Source organism: Pseudomonas sp. Fl4BN1, assembly GCF_009908285.1.
In the GTDB taxonomy this organism is placed as follows: domain Bacteria; phylum Pseudomonadota; class Gammaproteobacteria; order Pseudomonadales; family Pseudomonadaceae; genus Aquipseudomonas.
In genome coordinates, this window is record NZ_JAAARM010000021.1 from 23,459 (window position 1) to 44,851 (window position 21,393).

Annotated in this window: 18 protein-coding genes; 13 read left to right on the forward strand and 5 right to left on the reverse strand. The window is 60.1% G+C overall.

Annotation, left to right across the window (positions count from 1 at the left end; translation table 11 throughout):
• Nucleotides 1-66: 66 nt before the first annotated feature.
• Entirely contained in the window at nucleotides 67-1,701 is a 1,635-nt protein-coding gene (locus GV818_RS21970) for a phospholipase (protein ID WP_161777505.1), read from the forward strand.
• A gap of 13 nt (nucleotides 1,702-1,714) precedes the next feature.
• Nucleotides 1,715-1,906 carry a hypothetical protein gene (locus GV818_RS21975; RefSeq protein ID WP_161755649.1) on the forward strand — a complete coding sequence of 64 codons (192 nt, stop codon included), beginning with the start codon at nucleotides 1,715-1,717 and terminating at the stop codon, nucleotides 1,904-1,906.
• 173 nt (nucleotides 1,907-2,079) lie between these two features.
• Here the strand turns inward: GV818_RS21975 and GV818_RS21980 are convergent, their stop codons facing one another.
• The 3 genes from GV818_RS21980 to GV818_RS21990 all read right to left on the reverse strand — a co-directional run bounded on the left by GV818_RS21980 (nucleotide 2,080) and on the right by GV818_RS21990 (nucleotide 5,721).
• Nucleotides 2,080-3,807: an ABC transporter ATP-binding protein/permease gene (locus GV818_RS21980; protein ID WP_161777506.1), complete on the reverse strand. Its 1,728-nt coding sequence runs from the start codon at nucleotides 3,805-3,807 to the stop codon at nucleotides 2,080-2,082.
• A 98-nt stretch (nucleotides 3,808-3,905) separates the two neighbouring features.
• A complete protein-coding gene (locus tag GV818_RS21985) occupies nucleotides 3,906-4,466 on the reverse strand; it encodes a response regulator transcription factor (protein ID WP_016968400.1) in 561 nt (186 codons plus the stop codon).
• Nucleotides 4,459-5,721 carry an ATP-binding protein gene (locus GV818_RS21990; RefSeq protein ID WP_161755653.1) on the reverse strand — a complete coding sequence of 421 codons (1,263 nt, stop codon included), beginning with the start codon at nucleotides 5,719-5,721 and terminating at the stop codon, nucleotides 4,459-4,461. The genes GV818_RS21985 and GV818_RS21990 overlap by 8 nt, the downstream gene beginning before the upstream one ends.
• 258 nt (nucleotides 5,722-5,979) lie before the next feature.
• Between GV818_RS21990 and GV818_RS21995 the strand changes: the two genes are divergently transcribed.
• From GV818_RS21995 to GV818_RS22045, 11 genes are all read left to right on the forward strand, one after another.
• Nucleotides 5,980-6,696, forward strand: a complete 717-nt coding sequence (locus tag GV818_RS21995) for an SIMPL domain-containing protein (protein WP_161755655.1) — start codon at nucleotides 5,980-5,982, stop codon at nucleotides 6,694-6,696.
• A 222-nt stretch (nucleotides 6,697-6,918) separates the two neighbouring features.
• Nucleotides 6,919-7,482, forward strand: coding sequence for a helix-turn-helix domain-containing protein (locus tag GV818_RS22000; RefSeq protein WP_161755657.1), 564 nt, complete (start codon nucleotides 6,919-6,921; stop codon nucleotides 7,480-7,482).
• 261 nt (nucleotides 7,483-7,743) lie between these two features.
• A complete protein-coding gene (locus GV818_RS22005) occupies nucleotides 7,744-8,181 on the forward strand; it encodes a hypothetical protein (protein ID WP_161777507.1) in 438 nt (145 codons plus the stop codon).
• Between the two features lie 113 nt (nucleotides 8,182-8,294).
• The gene (locus GV818_RS22010; protein ID WP_161777508.1) at nucleotides 8,295-9,920 is read left to right on the forward strand and encodes an ABC transporter substrate-binding protein; all 1,626 of its coding nucleotides are present in this window, start codon (nucleotides 8,295-8,297) and stop codon (nucleotides 9,918-9,920) included.
• 308 nt (nucleotides 9,921-10,228) lie between these two features.
• Nucleotides 10,229-11,830 (forward strand): ABC transporter substrate-binding protein, encoded by a 1,602-nt coding sequence (locus tag GV818_RS22015; RefSeq protein WP_161777509.1) that lies wholly within the window; start codon nucleotides 10,229-10,231, stop codon nucleotides 11,828-11,830.
• 167 nt (nucleotides 11,831-11,997) lie between these two features.
• Nucleotides 11,998-13,398, forward strand: coding sequence for an OprD family porin (locus GV818_RS22020; protein ID WP_161755665.1), 1,401 nt, complete (start codon nucleotides 11,998-12,000; stop codon nucleotides 13,396-13,398).
• Nucleotides 13,399-13,476: 78 nt separating this feature from the next.
• Complete coding sequence (locus tag GV818_RS22025; protein ID WP_161777510.1) at nucleotides 13,477-15,072, forward strand: ABC transporter substrate-binding protein; 1,596 nt, start codon at nucleotides 13,477-13,479, stop codon at nucleotides 15,070-15,072.
• Nucleotides 15,073-15,145: 73 nt separating this feature from the next.
• Entirely contained in the window at nucleotides 15,146-16,156 is a 1,011-nt protein-coding gene (locus GV818_RS22030) for an ABC transporter permease subunit (protein WP_161755669.1), read from the forward strand.
• 11 nt (nucleotides 16,157-16,167) lie between these two features.
• Nucleotides 16,168-17,079: an ABC transporter permease subunit gene (locus GV818_RS22035; protein ID WP_161755672.1), complete on the forward strand. Its 912-nt coding sequence runs from the start codon at nucleotides 16,168-16,170 to the stop codon at nucleotides 17,077-17,079.
• 10 nt (nucleotides 17,080-17,089) lie between these two features.
• Entirely contained in the window at nucleotides 17,090-18,058 is a 969-nt protein-coding gene (locus GV818_RS22040) for an ABC transporter ATP-binding protein (protein WP_161755673.1), read from the forward strand.
• Nucleotides 18,058-19,029: a peptide ABC transporter ATP-binding protein gene (locus GV818_RS22045; RefSeq protein WP_161755675.1), complete on the forward strand. Its 972-nt coding sequence runs from the start codon at nucleotides 18,058-18,060 to the stop codon at nucleotides 19,027-19,029. The genes GV818_RS22040 and GV818_RS22045 overlap by 1 nt, the downstream gene beginning before the upstream one ends.
• A 108-nt stretch (nucleotides 19,030-19,137) precedes the next feature.
• Here GV818_RS22045 and GV818_RS22050 read toward each other — a convergent pair whose 3' ends face one another.
• Nucleotides 19,138-19,377, reverse strand: coding sequence for a hypothetical protein (locus GV818_RS22050; RefSeq protein ID WP_178125057.1), 240 nt, complete (start codon nucleotides 19,375-19,377; stop codon nucleotides 19,138-19,140).
• 375 nt (nucleotides 19,378-19,752) lie between these two features.
• The gene (locus tag GV818_RS22055) at nucleotides 19,753-21,336 is read right to left on the reverse strand and encodes a peptide chain release factor 3 (RefSeq protein WP_161755679.1); all 1,584 of its coding nucleotides are present in this window, start codon (nucleotides 21,334-21,336) and stop codon (nucleotides 19,753-19,755) included.
• Nucleotides 21,337-21,393 lie beyond the last annotated feature (57 nt).

Genomic DNA, 21,393 nt, shown 5'->3' on the forward strand with positions numbered 1-21,393 from the left:
TCCAGATAACTGTATATTCATACAGTTAAATTCAAAGCATCCCCATGACATATCAAGGAGCTAGAAATGTCAGGACTCTCTGCACAGAAGCAGCAACAGCCACAACACGCCGGCAAGATCATTGCCGACCTGGATCACCTGTTCAGTGAACAGGGCATTGCCATCTCAGGCGATGGCGACACCCTGGTACTGGTCGCCGATGGCCATCACACCATCAAGTATCACCGCCCCGAAGTCCTTCCCCGCGCCGTGCAAAAAGCCACCAGGCCACAGCTACGTTTCGAGGGTGGTGAGCACACCGCAATCGGTGACAGCACCCTGCTGCGCTTTACCAAGGACGCACCGGCTATTCCCGCCTGGCAGGTCGAACTGCACTTGCCCAATGGCCTGTCACTGACCTATGGCCAGGTGGTTACCCTGGGGGGGGATTTCTACGGCATTCCCGAGCAGCCGATTTGCGAAGGCGCGACCCCGACCGATCGAGTGCAACGTTTTACCGCCGCCTTCAATTCCCTCGCAGTGCTGCCAGCGGCCAAAGACGAAGCCCGGCAGATCCTCGCGGTAATGCAAAAAGAAATCGCCGCAGCCAACCAGGCGATCCGCGACGGCAAACAACCCCACGAAGCCTATGATGCCCTGGGCGATACGCTGTCCGAAGAGTGGAACAAGATCACTGGCGGCGGCAGCCTGGTCTCCGCGTTGTTCCCTCTGGGGCGCTACTTGAAGCTGGCGGCCAACAATGCCGACCACTTTGGTGAATGGGCCCTGGCGGCTTACATCGCCGGGCACACGGCGGCCCTGCAGCAAGCGGTGCTGGCGGGTAAAACCGCAGATGACAAGCAACTGGAACTGGCCTATGCAATGAGCGCCTTCGCCGATCACTTCCTCACAGACCTGTTTTCCGCCGGTCATGTGCGAGTGCCACGCAAACAGTTGGCAGCGGTGGTCACCCCCAGCGACCTGGGCTCACTGATTACCCGTTTCATGCACGACGAAGACAGCAAGTTCGGCCTCAATGTCAGCAACACCCAGGGCGATCACTGGCACGCCTACGGCGACAAGCGCTACTTCGACAGCGTCGACCACCACAATCGGCAACAAGTGAAGCTTGCGGTACAGCGCTCGGCGGACGAAATCTTCGCCAGCTACTTGAGTGGCAGCCTCCCGGCTCCAGCCAGTTACTCGGCGTTAAAAGTTCTTCCGGACCTGAACGCCGCGAAAGCCGGCAACTTCTCGCCGCTGTTCGTGATGAGTGGTAACAAGGTACTGCGTCGCAGCGACGTCAATAACCTGAATGACAACAAGACCATCGATAACTGGTGGGGCTGGAGTACCTACCTGCTGCTGAAAAACTACAGCCCGAACAAACCCGCCGGCTACCTGGAAACACCCAACACAACTCCAACGATCCTGGCCGATGGCTGGCAGAGCCATACCCCCAGCGAACCCAACTGGCTGCCGGGCCACGCAGTGCGCTACGCCCTCAGCGAAACCAGCGGCTTGAACGAGTCCTACAACGGCCCCTGGTCGGCCTATGTGGAACTGAGTGACAGCTTCCAACCGACCCTGAGCATCCCGTCCGGGACCAGCAACAGCAGCTCGACCGGGCGCAATGTGTTCCGCCAGTTCCGAGGAGGCTCACCGGAACTGATCGGTTCCATCGACAAGAGCGCCAGCCGTTTCATCGACCGCAACGCCTGATAAGGAGATCACCATGGCTATCAATCTGAAACTGCAACTGGCCTCCGGCCAATCCCTCAAGGACGCGCCACTGGAGCTGCTGCTCAACGGCGCTCCGATTGCCCGGGCCAGTGTGGATGAACACGGCAACGTGACCTTCAACGCCCAACCGGGAAGCGGCCAGCTGGCGGTAAGAGTGGATCGAATGATCCTGCACAAGTCCTGAGCCACTCCCGCCCTGCAGCCACTGCAGGAGCGGGATTAACCACGGAGGAAACGCCTCAAACCACACAGCAACCAAGATCAGCGCTTGATCCTGCGTGCCTTGGCATCAACCTGAGGCACCGCTCGCAAGACGGCTCAGGCGCCAGCGCCTGGCGGCCTGGGCGAAACCCTCACTCAGGCCATCTGGGCCTGATCCACCAAGTGCCCCTGCTCGATACGGATGTGCCGCGGGTGGAAACGCTTGAGGCTGCTGCGGTGACCAACGCTGACGATGCTCACCCCCGGCAACTGGTCGATCAGTGCCTGATACAGCGTGGCCTCATCTTCTTCGTCCATGGCCGAGGTGGCCTCATCCATGTAGAGCCAGTGCGGGGCATAAAGCAGTGCCCGGGCAAAAGCCAGTCGCTGCTGCTCGCCCGGGGACAACATGCGCTGCCAGTGATTGCTCTCATCCAGGCGCGCCACCAGATGGGGCAGGCGGCAGGTTTCCAGGACCTGTTCATAACGCTCCTGGGAATAGCTTTCACCCGGCTGTGGATAACTCAAGGCATCACGCAGACTGCCAATGGGCAGATAAGGTTTTTGCGGCAAGAACAGATAGCGCTGGGCCGGCAGCAAAATGCTCCCATGCCCCGCCGGCCACAGCCGCCCCATGGCCCGCAGCAGGGTGCTCTTGCCACTGCCGGAGCGGCCACTGAGCATCAGCCGTTCACCGGGCCGCACAGTCATCTGCGCACCGGCCAGCAAGTGACGACCATCTGCCAGGTCCAGAGCGAGGTCACGGACCTGCAAATGATCGCCCTGGCGCTGCACATCAATGGCCGGTGGACGCTCCTCGTTTTCGCTCATGGCCTGGCGGAAACTCAGCAGACGGTCACAGGTGGCACGCCAGGCGGCCAGGTCCGAGTAGGCGCTGATAAACCAGCTGAAGTTCTCCTGGACGTTGCCGAAGGCCGAGTTGATCTGCATCAGTTCGCCCAGTTCGATCTTGCCGGTGAAGTAACGCGGCGCAGCGACGATGAACGGAAAGATAATCGCAATCTGGCCATAACCGGCAGTGAAGAAGGTCAGGCGCTTGGACACCTTCATGATGTCCCAGAAGTTGTGCCAGACCTTGCCGAAGCGACTGCTCAGGCGCTGGTTCTCGTTCTTCTCGCCGTCATACAGGGCAATGCTCTCGGCGTTCTCCCGCACCCGCACCATGGAGAAACGCAAATCGGCTTCGAAACGTTGTTGTTGGTTGTTCAGGCCAATCAAGCGGCGCCCGATCAGGTGGGTCAGCCAGCTGCCGATTGCGGCATACACCAGCGCGCACCAGAACATATAGCCGGGAATGGTGTAGCCCAAGACCTCGATGCTGCCGGACACGCCCCAGAGAATGATCGAAAAGGACACCAGGCTGACCATGTTACGGATCAACCCCAGGCCCAGGGCCAGGGTATTGCTGGTGAAGCTGTTGAGGTCTTCGGAAATCCGCTGGTCCGGGTTGTCGGTGTAGCCGCCCTGCTCCAGCTGGTAGTAGTTCTTGTGGCCCAGCCAGCGGGCAAAGTGTTGCTCGGTGAGCCAGGCCCGCCAGCGGATGGTCAGCATCTGAGTCAGGTACAGACGGTACACCGTACCCAGGATCGCCACCGCAGCAATCCCGCAGAAATACAGGATCAAGTGCCAGAACGCAGCCTCATCCTTCTTCTGCAAGGCGTTGTAGAAATCCTTGTACCAACTGTTGATCCACACCGAGATGGCCACGCTGAACAGCGACAGGCCGATCACGGCAATCAACAGCAACCAGGCCTTGCCCTTTTCCTCACTGCGCCAGTAAGGCGTGATCATCGCCCACACCCGGCGAAAGAATTGCCCGCGCACAGCATCATTGACCGCGGAGTATTCAGCGTTCTGATTCATCGTTGAGGCTCGATAGGGAAAGGGACAAGCGCTGAGCCGATCATAGTAGATCGGCTCGCTTTTTCACGACGCCCAGCGGACATTCGTTCAGTCGCAGTTCAGCGACGTACGGGACGCTTCTGCAGCTTGCGCTGCAAGGTACGGCGATGCATGCCCAAGGCTCGGGCAGTGGCGGAGATGTTGCCTTCGTGTTCGGTCAACACGCGCTGGATGTGCTCCCATTGCAGGCGGTCCACCGACATCGGGTTTTCCGGTACCAGGGTGTCGAGATCGGCGTGTTCGGAAAGCAGCGCAGCCAAAACGTCATCGGCATCTGCCGGCTTGCACAGGTAATTGCAGGCACCGCGCTTGATGGCCTCCACCGCAGTGGCAATGCTCGAATAGCCGGTCAGGATCAGCACGCGCATTTCCGGATCCAGCTCCAGCAGCTTGGGCAATAGCACCAGCCCGGAGTCGCCATCCATCTTCAGGTCCAGCGCGGCGTAGTCCGGCAAGTCCTGTTGCGCGATGCTCAGGCCCTCTTCGGCGGAGCCTGCGGTACTGACGCGAAAGCCCCGGCGGCTCATGGCTCGGGCCATCACGCGGGTAAAGGTGGCGTCATCATCCACCAGCAACAGATGTGGCAGTTCCTCGCCTTCGACTTGGATCTCTTCACTCATGGTCGTCTCCTCGGGCGGCACGAGGCAGGCGCAGCTCGGTGAGCGTACCGCCTTCCTCATGACTGTAGAGTTTCACTGAGCCGCCAGCGCGGGTCACGCTGGCCTTACTCAAAAACAGGCCCAGGCCAAAGCCTTTGCCCTTGGTGGTAAAAAACGGTTTGCCAATCTGCTCGGCGATGGCCAAGGGTACTCCGGGGCCGTGGTCACGAATACTGATAGTGAGGTTTTCCACGTCCCAGTCCAGGCGTACTTCCAGGCCTTCGGGGCAGGCATCGGCTGCATTGTTCAGCAGATTGAGCAAAGCCTGGGTCAGGTCCGGTGGTGGCGCCAGTCGCGGCACCGGCCCCTCACCCAGCAGATGGAAACGGTAACTGGCCTCGGGGCGCATCAAGTGCCAGCGGTTCAAGGCTTCGTCCAGCCACTGGGTGACGTCCTGCATATCCACCGCCAGGCGACGATTGGCTTCGGCAGCGCGCACCAGTTGCTGCAGGGTTTCCTTACACAGCTTGACCTGATCCTGGAGCACGCTGAGGTCATCCTGCAGCAACGGATCGGGATGGTCCTGGCGCATTTCTTTGAGCAGTACGCTCATGGTCGCCAGTGGCGTGCCCAACTCATGAGCGGCGCCGGCGGCCTGGGTCGCCACGGCCAGCAATTGCTGGTCTCTTAGCCCTTCTTCACGACGGATCGCCCGCAACTCTTCCTGACGGCGTAGCTCTTCAGCCATTCGCGCGGCGAAGAACGTAATCACCGCCGCAGCCAGGGCGAAGCTCAGCCACATGCCATAGACCTGCAAGTTCTCCCGGGCAATGGGGAAAGTCTGCAAGGGGTAAAAACGTGCCAGCAGCAAGGTATAAAGGGTCAGTGCGATGCCCGAAAGGACCACCGAGTAACGCCAGGGCAGGGTCACCGCGGCAATGGTCAGGGGCACCAGGTAATAAGACACGAAGGGGTTGGTGGAGCCGCCGGAGAAATATAGCAACACGCTGTGGATAAACAGGTCGCAGGCCAGCTGCAGAGCGTACTCCAACTCCGTCACCGGCCAGGAAGTGCGCAGGCGAATGGCGGTAAAGGCGCAGAGCACCATGGAGAAAATCAGGGTGACACTCAATTGCAGCCAAGGCAGTGGCAGCAGGTCGAGCCAGTAGGCGATCCCCACTGAACCGGCCTGAGCGGCTAGCACGAGGGTACGAATAAAGGTCAGGCGCCAAAGGTTCTGGCGGGTCGCGGACAGCAATTTTACGGGGGCGAGCATGAGCTCTCCTGATGAGCGCTCCAGGGCAATCGCCGGGAGTATAACCAAGCCGCCCGCAGCGCAGGCAAAACTGCGGCAAAGCGCCACAGAGAAAAGCCGCGACAGCGGCAAACTTTCAGCTACCAGCGCAAGCCCGGGATCGTAGCCTGCTTACATGTATCAAAGTTGTAAAAGGCTGCAACAGCGAATAAAAACTACAGTCTTATCTGCTCACGCAGCTCGAACCTTTGGCCTGCGGACCGCACTCAAGGAGTTTCCATGCAGCATTTCAGTCGCAGCGTCGCCCTTCTCGCCCTTAGCGCCGGTACCCTCATCAGCCTGCCAGCGCTGGCCGCCGATGAACTGCACTACAACCAGATTTCCCTGCGCGCCGAAGTCAGCCAGGAAGTGGCTCGCGATCTGATGATTGTGACCCTCTATAGCGAGTCGCAGAACACCGATCCGGCCAAGCTCGCCGCCGAAATCACCACCACCATGAACAAGGCCCTCGGCCAGGCACGCCAAGTCAAGGATGTGACCCTGCGCCAGGGCAGTCGCAACAGCTACCCAATCTACGATGGCAAGGGCCAGAAGATCACCGGCTGGCGCGAGCGCGCCGAACTGCGCCTGGAAAGCTCCGACTTCGCCGCTCTGTCCAAGCTTACCGGCGAACTGCTGGGCGACCTGAAAATGGGCGGCATGGACTTCGCCATCGCCGATCCGACCCGCAAAGCCAGCGAAGACGCCCTGCTCAAAGATGCGGTCAAAGCATTCAAGGCCCGCGCCCAACTGGCCACCGAAGCTCTGGGCGGCAAGGGCTACAAGATCGTCAACCTGAACCTCAACAGCAACGGTTATCCACAGCCCTACATGCGCGCACCAATGATGATGAAGGCCGCCAGCATGGATTCGGCGCCGGTGACCCCGGAAGTCGAAGCAGGCACCAGCCAGGTCAGCATGACGGCTGATGGCGCCATCGAAGTCTTGATGCCGTAAAGTTTCCCTGCCTCCCCCAAACGGCGGTAGCCTCCAGCACGAAACCGAGGTTATCGCCGTTTTTCGTTACCAACTATTTCAGCCCGAACCAGGAGTACTCAGCTCACGGTGCATCCGTTCGGCCACCTCGGCGCGGTTAAAGTTAGCGACCTCAGTATTGCGCCTGCCAGGCGTTAGTGACGTCTGCCGGGTATACTGCGCCTTTCAATAAGAGTCTCTCCAATGACCGCAGATCGCATCGGCGAACGCCTGCGCCGCTATCGCCGCGCCGCCAAGAAAACCTTGCGCCAAATTGCCAGCGAGTCCGGTCTTACTGCCAGTTTCCTCTCCCAAGCGGAACGCAATCTCACCGGTGTCTCGATCTCTTCCCTGGTCAACATTGCCAAGTCTCTGAACGTTCCGCTGAACGCTCTGTTCGACCAGCCGACTCAAGCGCAACCCGACTCCCACGAAGGCAAGCGGGTGCGCTACACCATCGAAGGCCAGCCACTGGCCTACGAGCGGCTGTCCAGTTCCTTTCCCGGCAACCTGATCAACGCGGTGAAGATGAACATATCGGTGGGCTACCAGTCGGAGCTGATTTCCCATGATGGCTCAGAGTTCTCCTATGTTCTTTCAGGGCAGATCGTCTACACCATCGAGGGCCGCCAATATCCCCTCGGCGCTGGCGACTCGGTGCACTTCGACGCGACCAAGACTCACTGCCTGGCCAACGTCGGCAACGGCCCGGCGGAAGTCCTGACCATCACGACCATGGGCCTGTTCGACGACCATTCGGCAGCCTGAGCTCAATCCATGGCCGCCTATCGAACCTCAGAGGCATCCTTTGCGCAGGAGAAATGTAAGTCACACTTAATTTTCGTTGACCCCGATTTCAGCATGACTTAATTTCGGCATCGGCGAATCGACAATCAACAACACAACAAGCGATCGCCGTCGCCGCACAGGGTCCATGGGGCTGCATCCACTCCCCATAGAAAGGCGAGTTGCCATGGCCCACAAGGCCAATCCTCAGATACGCCCTAGAAAAAGAATAATGAGGTTTGCATGCGTAAGACCTTTCCGCTCCAGGTTTGGCAGACAGCTGGTCTGATCCTCGGCTCCCCGCGGTCACACACCGCCAGCAACCTCCACACCGACTACGTCACTTCGAGCCGCGACTTCAACGCCGCCGGCAATGTGCTGTTCACCTGCCAACGCCTGCTCGAGCGCAGGCATCCGTTGCGCACGGTCTCCCCCTCCGAGTCGCCCTACTTCATTCGGTCAGCCAGATACGCCGGCCCTCTGCACAAGGAAGGCAAGACCCAGCAGCTTAACCCGAAGCCGGCCGTAACGGGCTCCAGTGACGCACCAACGGTGAGCGCGATTCGCCCTGATTGCTCCACAAGAAGGCGGCATATGCACCACAAAAAGCCGGCGCAAACGATCAAATGCGTCAACACTTATACAAATGCGTCATTCCTGTACGTCCGTTCCACTCTTTGAGACTTGTGACGGCCCTGCATCTTGCATTGGGTATGGGGCCTGCATAAGTATCGATGGGTCGACTCACAAGGTCGCCCTCTACACCAAAAATGACAACAAATCATGAGGCCACCATGTTCAAAAAAGCAGTCCTTCCGTTATTAGTCAGCGCCGGCTTGCTTGCCAGCGCACCCTTCGCCCACGCGGCAACTAACCTGGTGTTCTGCTCTGAAGGGAGCCCGGCCGGTTTCGACCCTGGCCAGTACACCACCGGAACCGACTTCGACGCCTCAGCCGAAACCATCTACAACCGGCTGAGCCAGTTTGAACGTGGCGGCACCGCCGTGATTCCTGGCCTGGCCACCAGTTGGGACATCTCGGACGACGGTCTGACCTACACCTTCCACCTGCGTGAAGGTGTCAAGTTCCACACCACGCCGTACTTCACTCCGACCCGCACCTTCAACGCCGACGACGTGCTGTTCACCTTCAACCGCATGATCGACAAGGACATGCCGTTCCGTAAGGCGTACCCGACCGAATTCCCGTATTTCACCGACATGGGGATGGACACCAACATCACCAAGATCGAGAAGCTCGACGACAAGACCGTCAAGTTCACCCTGAAAACCGTTGACGCCGCGTTCATCCAGAACCTGGCGATGAGCTTTGCCTCCATCCAGTCCGCCGAGTACGCCGACAAGCTGCTCAAGGAAGGCAAGACCAGTGACATCAACCAGAAACCGATCGGCACCGGCCCATTCGTCTTCAAGAGCTACCAGAAAGACTCCAATATCCGTTACACCGGCAACAAGGACTATTGGAAGCCTGAAGACGTGAAGATCGACAACCTGATCTTCGCCATCACCACCGACCCATCGGTACGTATTCAGAAACTGAAGAAAAACGAATGCCAGGTCACCCTCTTCCCGCGTCCAGCCGACCTCAAGGCGCTCAAGGAAGACAAGGACCTGAAGCTGCCTGAACAGGCAGGCTTCAACCTTGGCTATATCGCCTACAACGTGATGCCGGTACTCAAGGGCCGCACCGACGCCAACCCATTGGCCGACCTCAAGGTGCGAGAAGCGCTGGACATGGCGGTGAACAAGCCGCAGATCATCGATTCGGTGTACCAGGGCGCCGGCCAACTGGCAGTCAATGCCATGCCGCCGACCCAATGGTCCTACGACACCACGATCAAAGATGCCAAGTACGACCCGGAGAAAGCCAAGCAGCTGCTCAAGGAAGCCGGCATCAAGGAAGGCACTCAGATCACCCTGTGGGCCATGCCGGTACAACGTCCGTACAACCCGAACGCCAAGCTGATGGCCGAAATGCTGCAGTCCGACTGGGGCAAGATCGGTCTTAAGGTGAACATCGTCAGCTATGAATGGGGCGAGTACATCAAGCGTTCCAAAGGCGGCGAAAACCAGGCGATGATCATCGGCTGGAGCGGCGACAATGGTGACCCGGACAACTGGCTCGGCACCCTGTTCGGCTGTGATGCAATGAACGGCAACAACTTCTCGAAATGGTGCGACAAGCCTTACGACGCACTGATCAAGCAGGCCAAAGCTACATCCGATGTGGCCAAACGCACCGAGCTGTACAAGCAGGCGCAGCACATCATCAAAGACCAAGTCCCGATGACACCTATCGCACACTCGACGGTGTTCCAACCCATGCGCGCCAACGTGCAGGATTTCAAGATCAGCCCCTTTGGTTTGAATTCCTTCTACGGCGTCAGCATCGGCAAGTAAGGTCCTGCAACGGCGACGTCCCTGACGTCGCCATTGCTTGACCGGCCCACCCTGGAAGAATCCGGCCCTATCTGCGAGATACCGTCCTTCGAGCACACGGTCTTTCGTATTAAAAGCCGATTCCTACAAGGCTATAAGGCACATCGCATGTACGCCCCTGCACTCGATCCCTAACGTCGGTGCAAGGCAAACCTGCGCCTGCCGACGGGCATTTGCTGCAAGCCATGGTTTGGCATCAATGACCTGTACAGGCTCCAGGAAGGAGCCATGGCCATTGATCATCACAATAAAAATGGAGATGGACCGTCATGCGTCATTCCCTGATTCTCTCGACCCTGCTGGGCAGCAGTCTACTGGCCAGTGCCTCGTTCAGCAGCGCCGCCGACCGCAGCCTGGTGTTCTGTTCCGAGGGCAGCCCGGCAGGCTTTGATACCGCGCAATACACCACCGCCACCGACAACGATGCCGCCGAGCCGTTGTACAACCGCCTGGTAGAGTTCGAAAGAGGTGCCACCAACGTGGTTCCCGGCCTGGCCAAGAGCTGGGACATTTCCGATGACGGTCTCACGTACAGCTTTCACCTGCGTGAAGGGGTGAAGTTCCACAGCACGCCGTACTTCAAACCGAGCCGTGACCTCAACGCCGACGATGTGCTGTTCACCTTCAACCGCATGCTCGACGCCGAACACCCATTCCGTAAGGCCTACCCGACGGAGTTCCCCTACTTCACCGGCATGAGCCTGAACAAGAACATCGCCAAGGTCGAGAAGACCGACCCGCTGACCGTGGTCATCACCCTGAACAGCGTGGACGCAGCCTTCATCCAGAACATCGCCATGAGTTTCGCCGCGATCCTCTCTGCCGAATATGCCGAACAGTTGCTCAAGGCCGGCACCCCTAGCCAGATCAACCAGAAACCCATCGGCACCGGGCCATTTGTCTTCCAGCGCTACCAGAAAGATTCGCAGATCCGCTACACCGCCAACACGCACTACTGGGACCCGAGCCGGGTCAAGCTCGACAGGCTGATTTTCGCCATCAACACCGACGCCTCGGTACGGGTGCAAAAACTGCGTGCCGGCGAATGCCAAGTGACCCTGCATCCGCGCCCTGCAGACATCGATGCGCTGAAGAACGATCCGAAACTGCAGGTCATCGAGAAGCCCGGCTTCAACCTTGGCTACATCGCCTACAACGTGCAGCACAAACCTTTCGACCGCCTCGAAGTACGCCAGGCCCTGGACATGGCGGTGAACAAGCCGAGCATTCTCAATGCCGTGTACCAAGGCGCAGGCCAACTGGCAGTCAACGCCATGCCGCCGACCCAGTGGTCCTACGACGACAGCATCAAGGACGCCGCCTACAACCCGGAAAAGGCCCGTGAGCTGCTCCGGGCCGCGGGGGTCAAGGAAGGCACGGAAGTCACCCTCTGGGCCATGCCCGTGCAACGCCCCTACAACCCCAACGCCAAGCTGATGGCCGAGATGCTGCAAGCCGACTGGGCGAAAATCGGCCTCAAGGTGAAGATCGTCAGCTATGAATGGGGCGAGTACATCAAGCGCACCAAGAACGGTGAACATGACATCAGCCTGATCGGTTGGACCGGAGACAACGGTGACCCGGACAACTGGCTCGGCACCCTCTATAGCTGTGACGCCATCGGCGGCAACAACTACTCCATGTGGTGCGACCCGCAGTACGACAAGCTGGTCAAGCAAGCCAAAGTCGTCACCGATCGCCAGCAGCGGACCGAACTCTACAAACAGGCCCAGCAGTTGCTCAAGCAGCAAGTGCCGATCACCCCGGTGGCCCACTCAACCATCAACCAGCCATTAAGCGCCAAAGTCGAGGGTTTCATGGTCAGCCCATTTGGCCGTAACTCCTTCTCAGGTGTCAGCCTAGACCCATAACCGATGAGCCCAAAACCCTGGGGGCGTTTTTCGCCCTCACGCAGGCGCTTTGCCTGAATTTGGCGAATTAGCCACATGCAAACGTTTGCGAAGCCTTGAATGAGTTCCAAAAAACAGCCGGCCCAAAAAAACCGGCATTTAAAAAAGAAAGCAAAGGAGCTTCACCCATGAAACTGAGCAACAGCGCATTGTTAGCCTTGGCTATCAGTAGCATCACCGCCACGGCACATGCGGAGAGCATCAGCCAGGACTTCGTCCCGACTGAACTGAACAGCAAAAGCGCCCAGGCTGAAACCAAGGGGTTCATCGAAGGGCAAAGCCTGTCGGGGAGTACCCGCAACTGGTACGCCAACGAGCTGAAACGTCGTGATGATCGTTTTTCGTACAATCACAACGGCGTCGCAACTCCGACTCCCCGTCGTATCAACTGGGTCCAGGGCACCATCCTGAACTACACCTCGGGTTTCACCGAAGGCACCGTGGGTGTCAGTACCGAAGTGGCGGCCTACAACGCTATTGCTCTGGATCGTGATCGCAAGGATATCGCCGGCAAGAACAACCGTACCCTGACCCACTCCGACGGCGACGCCGTGGGCCAGTGGAGCAAGCTGGGCCTGGCCAACGTCAAGTTTCGTGTGTCGAACACCACCCTCACCGCCGGCCGGCAGAACTTCAGCACGCCGATCGTCGACGTCATCGGCAACCGTCCGCTGCCTTCGAGCTTCGAAGGCATCAGCCTGCACAGTGAAGAACTCAACAACCTGTCGTTCGACCTCGCTGGTTTCGATCGAGTCTCGCCACGAACCGAACAGAGCCTGTCGAAGTTTCGCAGCGAGTACTCCGCCACTGGCGTGGAAACCGACAAGGTCTATACCGCCGGCCTCAACTATCAGCCGTTCAAGAGTCTGAAAACCAGCCTGTACGGTGCCAAGGTCAAAGACTTCTGGAACCAGTACTACTTCGGCGCCACCCACGAACTGGGTGACAGCCAGGTGCTGAGCCTGACCACTGGCCTGAACTACTACAAAACCGTCGACGAAGGTAAAAAGTTGATGGGCCAGATCGACAACGACACCTACTCGCTGTCGCTCGGCCTGACTCACCAGGCCCACAGCCTGACCTTCTCGTACCAGGAAGTCAGCGGTAACGAGTACTTCGACTACCTGCACGAAACCAACGGCATCTACCTGGCCAACTCCCTGCTCTCGGACTTCAACGGACCGAACGAGAAATCCTTCCAGATCGCCTACGGCCTGAACATGGCCGAATACGGCGTACCAGGTCTGAAATTCAACATCTACCAGGCGCGCGGCTGGGGCATCGACGGTACCCACTACCGCGGTGTTGCCTACACCGATCCAGGCGCCAAGCGTGGCGACCTGAGCCTGATGGACGGCGAAAGCCACTATGAATACGGCATCGGTGCGTCCTACGCAGTGCAGAGCGGCCCACTCAAGGCCACCGCTATTCGCGCGACGTACACCACCCACCGCGCCAGCGAACATCAGGCAGATGGCAACATCAACGAATTCCGCCTGGTCACCACCATCCCGTTCAACATTCTCTAACCCACCAGTTGAAAGGCGGGTTCATGACGAATCCGCCATTCAAGCTAATCTGGTTCAATCGATTGCAGAGGGTTCTTGATGAAAATGCTTCCCCTGAGAGCGGCCATGAGCGCCGCCTTGCTGAGCGTCGCCATGGGCGCCGCAGCCAAACCCTTGGTGGTCTGTACCGAAGCCAGCCCGGAAGGCTTCGATATGGTCCAGTACACGACTGCAGTCACTGCCGATGCGGTGGCAGAAACCATTTTCAACCGCCTGGTGGACTTCAAGCCCGGCACCACGGACATCGAGCCGGCCCTGGCCGAATCCTGGGACATCAGCCCGGACGGCCTGCAATACACCTTCCACCTGCGTAAAGACATCAAGTTCCACAGCACCGACTACTTCACCCCGACCCGCGAGATGAACGCCGACGACGTGCTCTGGAGTTTCCAGCGCCAGCTGGACCCGAAGCATCCCTGGCATGACAAGTCCAGCGTGGGCTTCCCCTACTTCGAAAGCATGGGCTTCAAGGAACTGCTGAAAAGCGTCGAAAAGATCGACGACCACACCGTGGTCTTTACCCTGACGCGTCGTGAAGCCCCATTCCTGGCCGACATCGCCATGGCCTTCTCCTCGATCTTCCCGGCGGAATACGCCGACAAGCTGCTCAAGGAAGGCAAGACTGCCGACCTCAACAGCAAGCCCATCGGTACCGGCCCATTCATTTTCAACCGCTATGCCAAGGACGCCCAGGTACGCTTCAAGGCCAACCCGGACTACTTCCGCGGCAAGCCGCCAGCCGACCCGCTGGTGCTGGCGATCACCGTCGACAACAACGTGCGCCTGCAGAAGCTCAAGGCCAACGAATGCCAGATCGCCCTCTATCCCAAGCCCGATGACATTCCCAGCATCAAGGCCGATGCCAACCTCAAGGTCGATGAACTGGCAGCCATGACCACCAGCTACATCGCCATGAACACCACCCGCAAATACATGAGCGATGTGCGCGTACGCCAGGCCATCAACATCGCCTTCGACAAAGAGGCCTACGTCAACAGCCTGTACGGCAAAGGCAACGCCCTGATCGGCACCGGGCCTTATCCACCGACCCTGCTGGGCTTCAACACCAGCCTGAAAAATCCGCCCCGCGACTTGGACAAGGCTCGCGCCCTGCTCAAGGAGGCCGCAGTGCCGGACGGCACGATGATTACCCTGTTCACCCGCAACGGCGGCGGTCCGACCAACCCCAACCCGATGCTCGGCGCCCAGATGATGCAGGCCGACCTGGCCAAGATCGGCCTCAAGCTCGACATCCGCGTCATGGAGTGGGGCGAGATGCTCAAGCGTGCGAAAAACGGCGAACACGATATGGTGTCGGCCGGCTGGGCGGGGGACAACGGCGATCCGGACAACTTCCTGACCCCGAACCTGAGTTGTGACGCGGCGAAAAACGGCGAAAACTACGCCCGCTGGTGCAACAAAACGTTCCAGGACCTGATCGACCAGGCCCGCTCCGACGCTGAACCTGCCAAACGGGCAGCGCTCTATGAAAAGTCCATGCTGGTGTTCGAACAGGATCAACCGTGGATTCCCATGGCCTATCCGAAAATGTTCACCGCCATGCGCAAGAACGTCGAGGGTTATCACCAGAGCCCCCTGGCCACTAACAACTTCGCTACCACCCAAGTGAAGTAATAAGAAACGCCCGCCGCCCTTGACCCCAAGGGCGGCGGGAACGCCGAACCGGCTGATTGAGGTACTTCAGAAGATGTTTAGTTTTATTGCCCGCCGTGTGGGGTTGCTGATCCCCACATTCTTCGGCATCACCTTGCTGACCTTTGCCTTGATACGCATGATTCCCGGCGACCCCGTGGAAGTCATGATGGGCGAGCGTCGGGTCGACCCTGAGATGCATGCCCAGGCAATGGAACGCCTTGGATTGAACAAGCCGCTGTACGCCCAGTACCTGGACTACATCGGCAAGCTGGCCCACGGTGACCTGGGCGAGTCGCTGCGCACCCGCACCAGCGTGTGGAGCGAGTTCACTTCGCTGTTCCCCGCGACCCTGGAGTTGTCCATGGCCGCCCTGCTGTTCGCCGGTGTCCTCGGGCTGCTGGCCGGGGTGATTGCCGCCCTGAAGCGAGGGTCGCTGTTCGACCATGGGGTGATGGGCATCTCCCTGACGGGATACTCGATGCCGATCTTCTGGTGGGGCCTGATCCTGATCATGTTCTTCTCGGTGAGCCTGGGCTGGACCCCGGTTTCCGGGCGTATCGACCTGCTCTACGACATCGAGCCGAAAACCGGCTTCATGCTGATCGACACCCTGCTGGCCGATGACACCGGCGCCTTCTTCGACGCCCTGCATCACCTGATCCTGCCGGCCATCGTCCTGGGCACTATTCCGCTGGCGGTGATCGCGCGGATGACCCGCTCCTCGATGCTCGAAGTGCTGCGTGAGGACTACATCCGCACCGCCAAGGCCAAGGGCCTGTCGCCAGCTCGCGTGGTGTTCGTCCATGGCCTGCGCAACGCACTGATTCCGGTGCTGACCGTGGTTGGCCTGCAAGTCGGCACACTGCTGGCCGGCGCGGTCCTGACCGAGACCATCTTCTCCTGGCCGGGTATCGGCAAGTGGCTGATCGAAGCCATCGGCGCCCGGGACTATCCCGTGGTGCAGAACGGCATCCTGCTGATCGCCTGCCTGGTGATCATGGTCAACTTCGTGGTGGACATCCTCTACGGCTTTGCCAATCCACGCATCCGTCACCAGCGCTGAGATCAAGACTAATGAGCACTCAAACCTCCTCAGTAGCAGTCGATCAAAGCCTGCTCTATCCGTCCGTGTACAAAGAGTTCTGGCAGCACTTCTCCCGCAACAAAGGGGCAGTGGCCGGTCTGTTGTTCATGATGCTGGTGGTCTTCTGCGCCCTGTTCGCGCCCTGGGTTGCCCCGCATAACCCCAGCGAACAATACCGCGACTTCCTGCTGACGCCGCCGGCCTGGCTTGAAGGCGGGCAGATGCAATTCCTGCTGGGCACTGACGAACTGGGCCGTGACCTGCTGTCACGCCTGATCCAGGGTTCACGCCTGTCGCTGCTGATCGGCCTGTCGTCGGTGGTGATGTCGCTGATCCCGGGGATTCTCCTCGGACTGTTCGCCGGGTTCTTCCCGCGCTTGCTGGGCCCGACCATCATGCGCCTGATGGACATCATGCTGGCCCTGCCCTCGTTGCTGCTGGCTGTGGCGATTGTCGCCATCCTCGGCCCTGGCCTGATCAATACCGTGATCGCCATCGCCGTGGTGTCCCTGCCGTCCTATGTCCGTCTGACCCGCGCCGCGGTAATGGGCGAACTGAATCGCGACTACGTGACCGCCGCCCGCCTGGCCGGTGCCGGCCTGCCGCGCCTGATGTTCATCACCGTACTGCCCAACTGCATGGCACCGCTGATCGTCCAGGCGACCCTGAGCTTCTCCTCGGCAATCCTCGATGCCGCCGCCCTGGGCTTCCTCGGCCTCGGCGTGCAACCACCGACCCCTGAGTGGGGCACCATGCTGGCCTCGGCCCGCGACTACATCGAACGCGCCTGGTGGGTCGTGAGCCTGCCGGGCCTGACCATTTTGCTCAGCGTGCTGGCAATCAACCTGATGGGCGACGGCCTGCGCGATGCGCTGGATCCGAAACTCAAGAACGCCGCCTGAGGAGATTCCCATGTCACTGCTAGAAATCAAGAATCTCAATGTCCGCTTCGGCGACGCCAGGGCGGTTCCGGTAGTCGATGGCCTCGACCTCAAGGTCGACAAGGGCGAAGTCCTGGCCATCGTTGGCGAATCCGGCTCCGGCAAATCGGTGACCATGATGGCGCTGATGGGCCTGATCGAGCACCCCGGCATCGTCACCGCCGACGCTCTCAACTTCGACGGCCGCGACATGCTCAAGCTCAGCGCCCGCCAGCGCCGGCGGATCGTCGGCAAGGACCTGGCCATGGTCTTCCAGGACCCGATGACCGCGCTGAATCCCAGCTACACCGTGGGTTTCCAGATCGAGGAGGTGCTGCGCCTGCACCTGAAGATGTCCAGCAAGGCGGCACGCAAGCGCGCCATCGAGTTGCTGGAAAAGGTCGAGATCCCTGGCGCTGCCAGCCGTATGGACGCCTACCCGCACCAACTGTCCGGTGGCATGAGCCAACGGGTAGCCATCGCCATGGCGATTGCCGGCGAGCCCAAGCTGCTGATCGCCGATGAACCCACCACCGCCCTCGATGTGACCATCCAGGCGCAGATCATGGAACTGCTGCTCGCCCTGCAGAAAGAGCAGGACATGGGCCTGGTGCTGATCACCCACGACCTCGCCGTGGTGGCCGAGACCGCCCAGCGAGTCTGTGTGATGTATGCCGGCCAAGCCGTGGAAGTGGGGCAAGTGCCGCAGTTGTTCGACATCCCCGCGCATCCCTACAGCGAAGCGCTGCTGGCGGCAATTCCCGAGCACAGCCTGGGGGCCTCCCGCCTCTCGACCCTGCCGGGTATCGTCCCTGGTCGCTACGATCGACCCCAGGGTTGCCTGCTGTCACCACGCTGCCCTTATGCCCAGGACAACTGCCGTCAAGTGCGCCCCAGCCTTGATCAAAAAGCCGCCAGCCTGGCGCGCTGCTTCTACCCGCTGAATCAGGAGGTGGCGTAATGGCCGTCGTTCTTACCGCCCGCGACCTGACCCGTCACTACGAAGTATCCCGCGGCCTGTTCAAGGGCCACGCCACCGTGCGCGCGCTCAACGGCGTGTCCTTTGAACTGGAAGCCGGCAAGACTCTGGCCGTGGTGGGCGAGTCCGGTTGCGGCAAGTCGACCCTGGCCCGGGCCCTGACCCTGATTGAAGAGCCCTCTTCGGGCTCGCTGAAAATCGCCGGCCAGGAAGTTGCCGGCGCCAACAAGGCCCAGCGCAAGCAACTGCGCAAAGACGTGCAGATGGTGTTCCAGAGCCCTTACGCCTCGCTCAATCCACGGCAGAAGATTGGTGATCAACTGGCAGAGCCTTTATTGATCAACACCAAACTGTCAGCTGCCGAACGGCGCGAGAAAGTCCAGGCGATGATGAAGCAGGTAGGCCTGCGCCCCGAGCACTATCAGCGCTACCCGCACATGTTCTCCGGCGGGCAACGCCAGCGCATCGCCCTGGCCCGGGCGATGATGCTGCAACCCAAGGTGCTGGTGGCGGACGAGCCGACCTCGGCCCTGGACGTATCGATCCAGGCCCAGGTATTGAACCTGTTCATGGACCTGCAGCAGGAATTCAACACCGCCTACGTGTTCATCTCCCACAACCTGGCGGTGGTGCGTCACGTCGCCGATCAGGTGCTGGTGATGTACCTCGGCCGGCCGGTGGAGATGGGGCCCAAGGAGGACATCTACACCCGTCCCCTGCACCCCTACACCCAGGCGCTGCTGTCGGCGACCCCAACCATTCACCCGGACCCGGACAAGCCGAAGATCAAGATCGTCGGCGAATTGCCCAACCCACTGAACCCGCCATCCGGTTGCGCCTTCCACAAACGCTGCCCCTACGCCACCGAGCGTTGCAGCACTGAAGAGCCGGCCCTGCGCCAGCTCGACAGCCGGCAGGTGGCCTGTCACTACGCAGAGCAATTCCTGGTGTAGACAGCCATGAAAAAGGCGCTCCCGGAAAGCCTTCCGGGAGCGCCTGAACCTTGTTCGACCCGCCCCTGGCAACGGATTGCGCATCAGTCCGTTGTCGGGGGCTTTCTTTTAGCCCTGGCTGTCACCGTCGTCGTCAGTGGTCTGATCGTCATCGCCGGAGCTGCCACCCTGGCCTTCATCGCCCGGCTCCGAGTCGGACTTGGCGAGCATCTGCACCGGCGTGCTCTGGTTCGATGTGAAGCCTGGCTCGGTCACTTGCATCAGGTTGTGAGCCCAGGCCGCCGAGGTTCCCAGCGACAGCATCACCAGCACTTTGAGCAGCAGCACAACGCGTTGGAACATTCTCATAGCCGATTCCATCCCTTCATAGGTGAATCATCGAAGGCTGCGAACCCTGCCTTACAGTGGCCACAGCACTGTCTGAAACCTAGTCGCGATATCCCGGCTTTTCCAGATAGCAGGCTATCGATACCCGAGCCGACCGGGCCCTTCCGACTAACGGCGCCCAGCCCCTGAAAACACCGCAACCCGTAGGAGCCGGCTTGCCGGCGAAAGGCACGCGGCCATTCCCTATACAGGCCATGGTTCGTGTTGCGTCCCGTTTGGCCTCTTCGCTGGCAAGCCAGCTCCTACAGGGAGAGGTGCCAAGCCAATCCGGGAATCCATCGGCTAAAAAAAAGCCCCGCTGTCTGCACAGCGGGGCTCGGGGTGTCACCGGCGAACTTAGTGGTGTTCGCGGGTGGCGCGGAATTTCACGTCCGGCCAGCGTTCTTCCATCAGCGCCAGGTTGACCCGGGTCGGCGCCAGGTAGGTCAGGTGACCACCGCCGTCCAGGGCCAGGTTTTCCACCGCCTTGTTGGAAAACTCTTCGAGCTTCTTCTTGTCGCTGCAGTCGATCCAACGGGCGGACCACACGGTGATCGGCTCATAGGAGCACTCGACCTTGTATTCCTCCTTCAGGCGGCTGGCCACCACATCGAACTGCAGCACACCGACGGCGCCGAGGATGATGTCGTTGCTGCGCTCCGGGAAGAACACCTGGGTCGCGCCCTCTTCGGCCAGCTGTTGCAGGCCCTGACGCAGCTGCTTGGACTTGAGCGGGTCCTTCAGGCGCACGCGGCGGAACAGTTCCGGGGCGAAGTGCGGGATACCAGTGAAGCCCAGGGCCTCGCCTTCGGTGAAGGTGTCGCCGATCTGGATGGTGCCGTGGTTGTGCAGGCCGATGATGTCGCCGGCATAGGCTTCTTCCAGCTGCTCACGCTCGGAGGAGAAGAAAGTCAGGGCGTCGCCGATGCGCAAGTCCTTGCCGGTACGCACGTGGCGCATCTTCATGCCCTTCTCGTACTTGCCCGAGCAGATGCGCATGAAGGCGATACGGTCGCGGTGCTTGGGGTCCATGTTCGCCTGGATCTTGAACACGAAGCCGCTGAACTTCTCCTCCTGGGGCGTCACAGTGCGCTCGTTGGCAACCCGCGGCAGCGGCCGCGGTGCCCAGTCAACCACCGCGTCAAGCACGTGATCGACACCGAAGTTGCCCAGGGCGGTACCGAAGAACACCGGGGTCAAATGGCCGTCGAGGAACTCCTGCTGGTTGAACTCGTGGCAGGCGCCCTGCACCAGTTCCAGCTGATCGATGAAACGCTCGTACTCGTCACCCAGGTGGGCCCGGGCTTCGTCGGAGTCGAGTTTCTCGATGATCTTGGTTTCGGTGCGCTCGTGGCCGTGGCCCGGGGTGTAAACGATGATGTAGTCGCCCGCCAGGTGGTACACGCCCTTGAAGTCGCGGTAGCAACCGATCGGCCAGGTGATGGGTGCAGCCTTGATCTTCAGGACCGCCTCGATTTCATCCAGCAGTTCGATCGGGTCGCGAATGTCCCGGTCGAGTTTGTTGATGAAGCTGACGATGGGCGTGTCACGCAGGCGGCAGACGTCCATCAGGGCGATGGTCCGTGGCTCTACGCCCTTACCGCCGTCGAGCACCATCAGCGCCGAGTCCACTGCGGTCAGGGTGCGATAGGTGTCTTCCGAGAAGTCTTCGTGGCCCGGGGTGTCCAGCAGGTTGATCATGTGTTCGCGATAGGGGAACTGCATGACCGACGTGGTAATGGAAATACCCCGCTGCTTCTCCATCTCCATCCAGTCGGAAGTGGCGTGGCGGTCGGACTTACGCGATTTGACGGTACCCGCCACCGCAATCGCCTTGCCCATCAGCAACAGCTTCTCGGTGATGGTGGTCTTACCCGCATCCGGGTGGGAAATAATGGCGAAAGTGCGGCGTTTCGCGACTTCGGCGGCCTGTTGGGTCATGGGAAATCGCCTGGCGATGATCAAAAAAGGGCGCAGATTATAGCCCAGACATAGCCT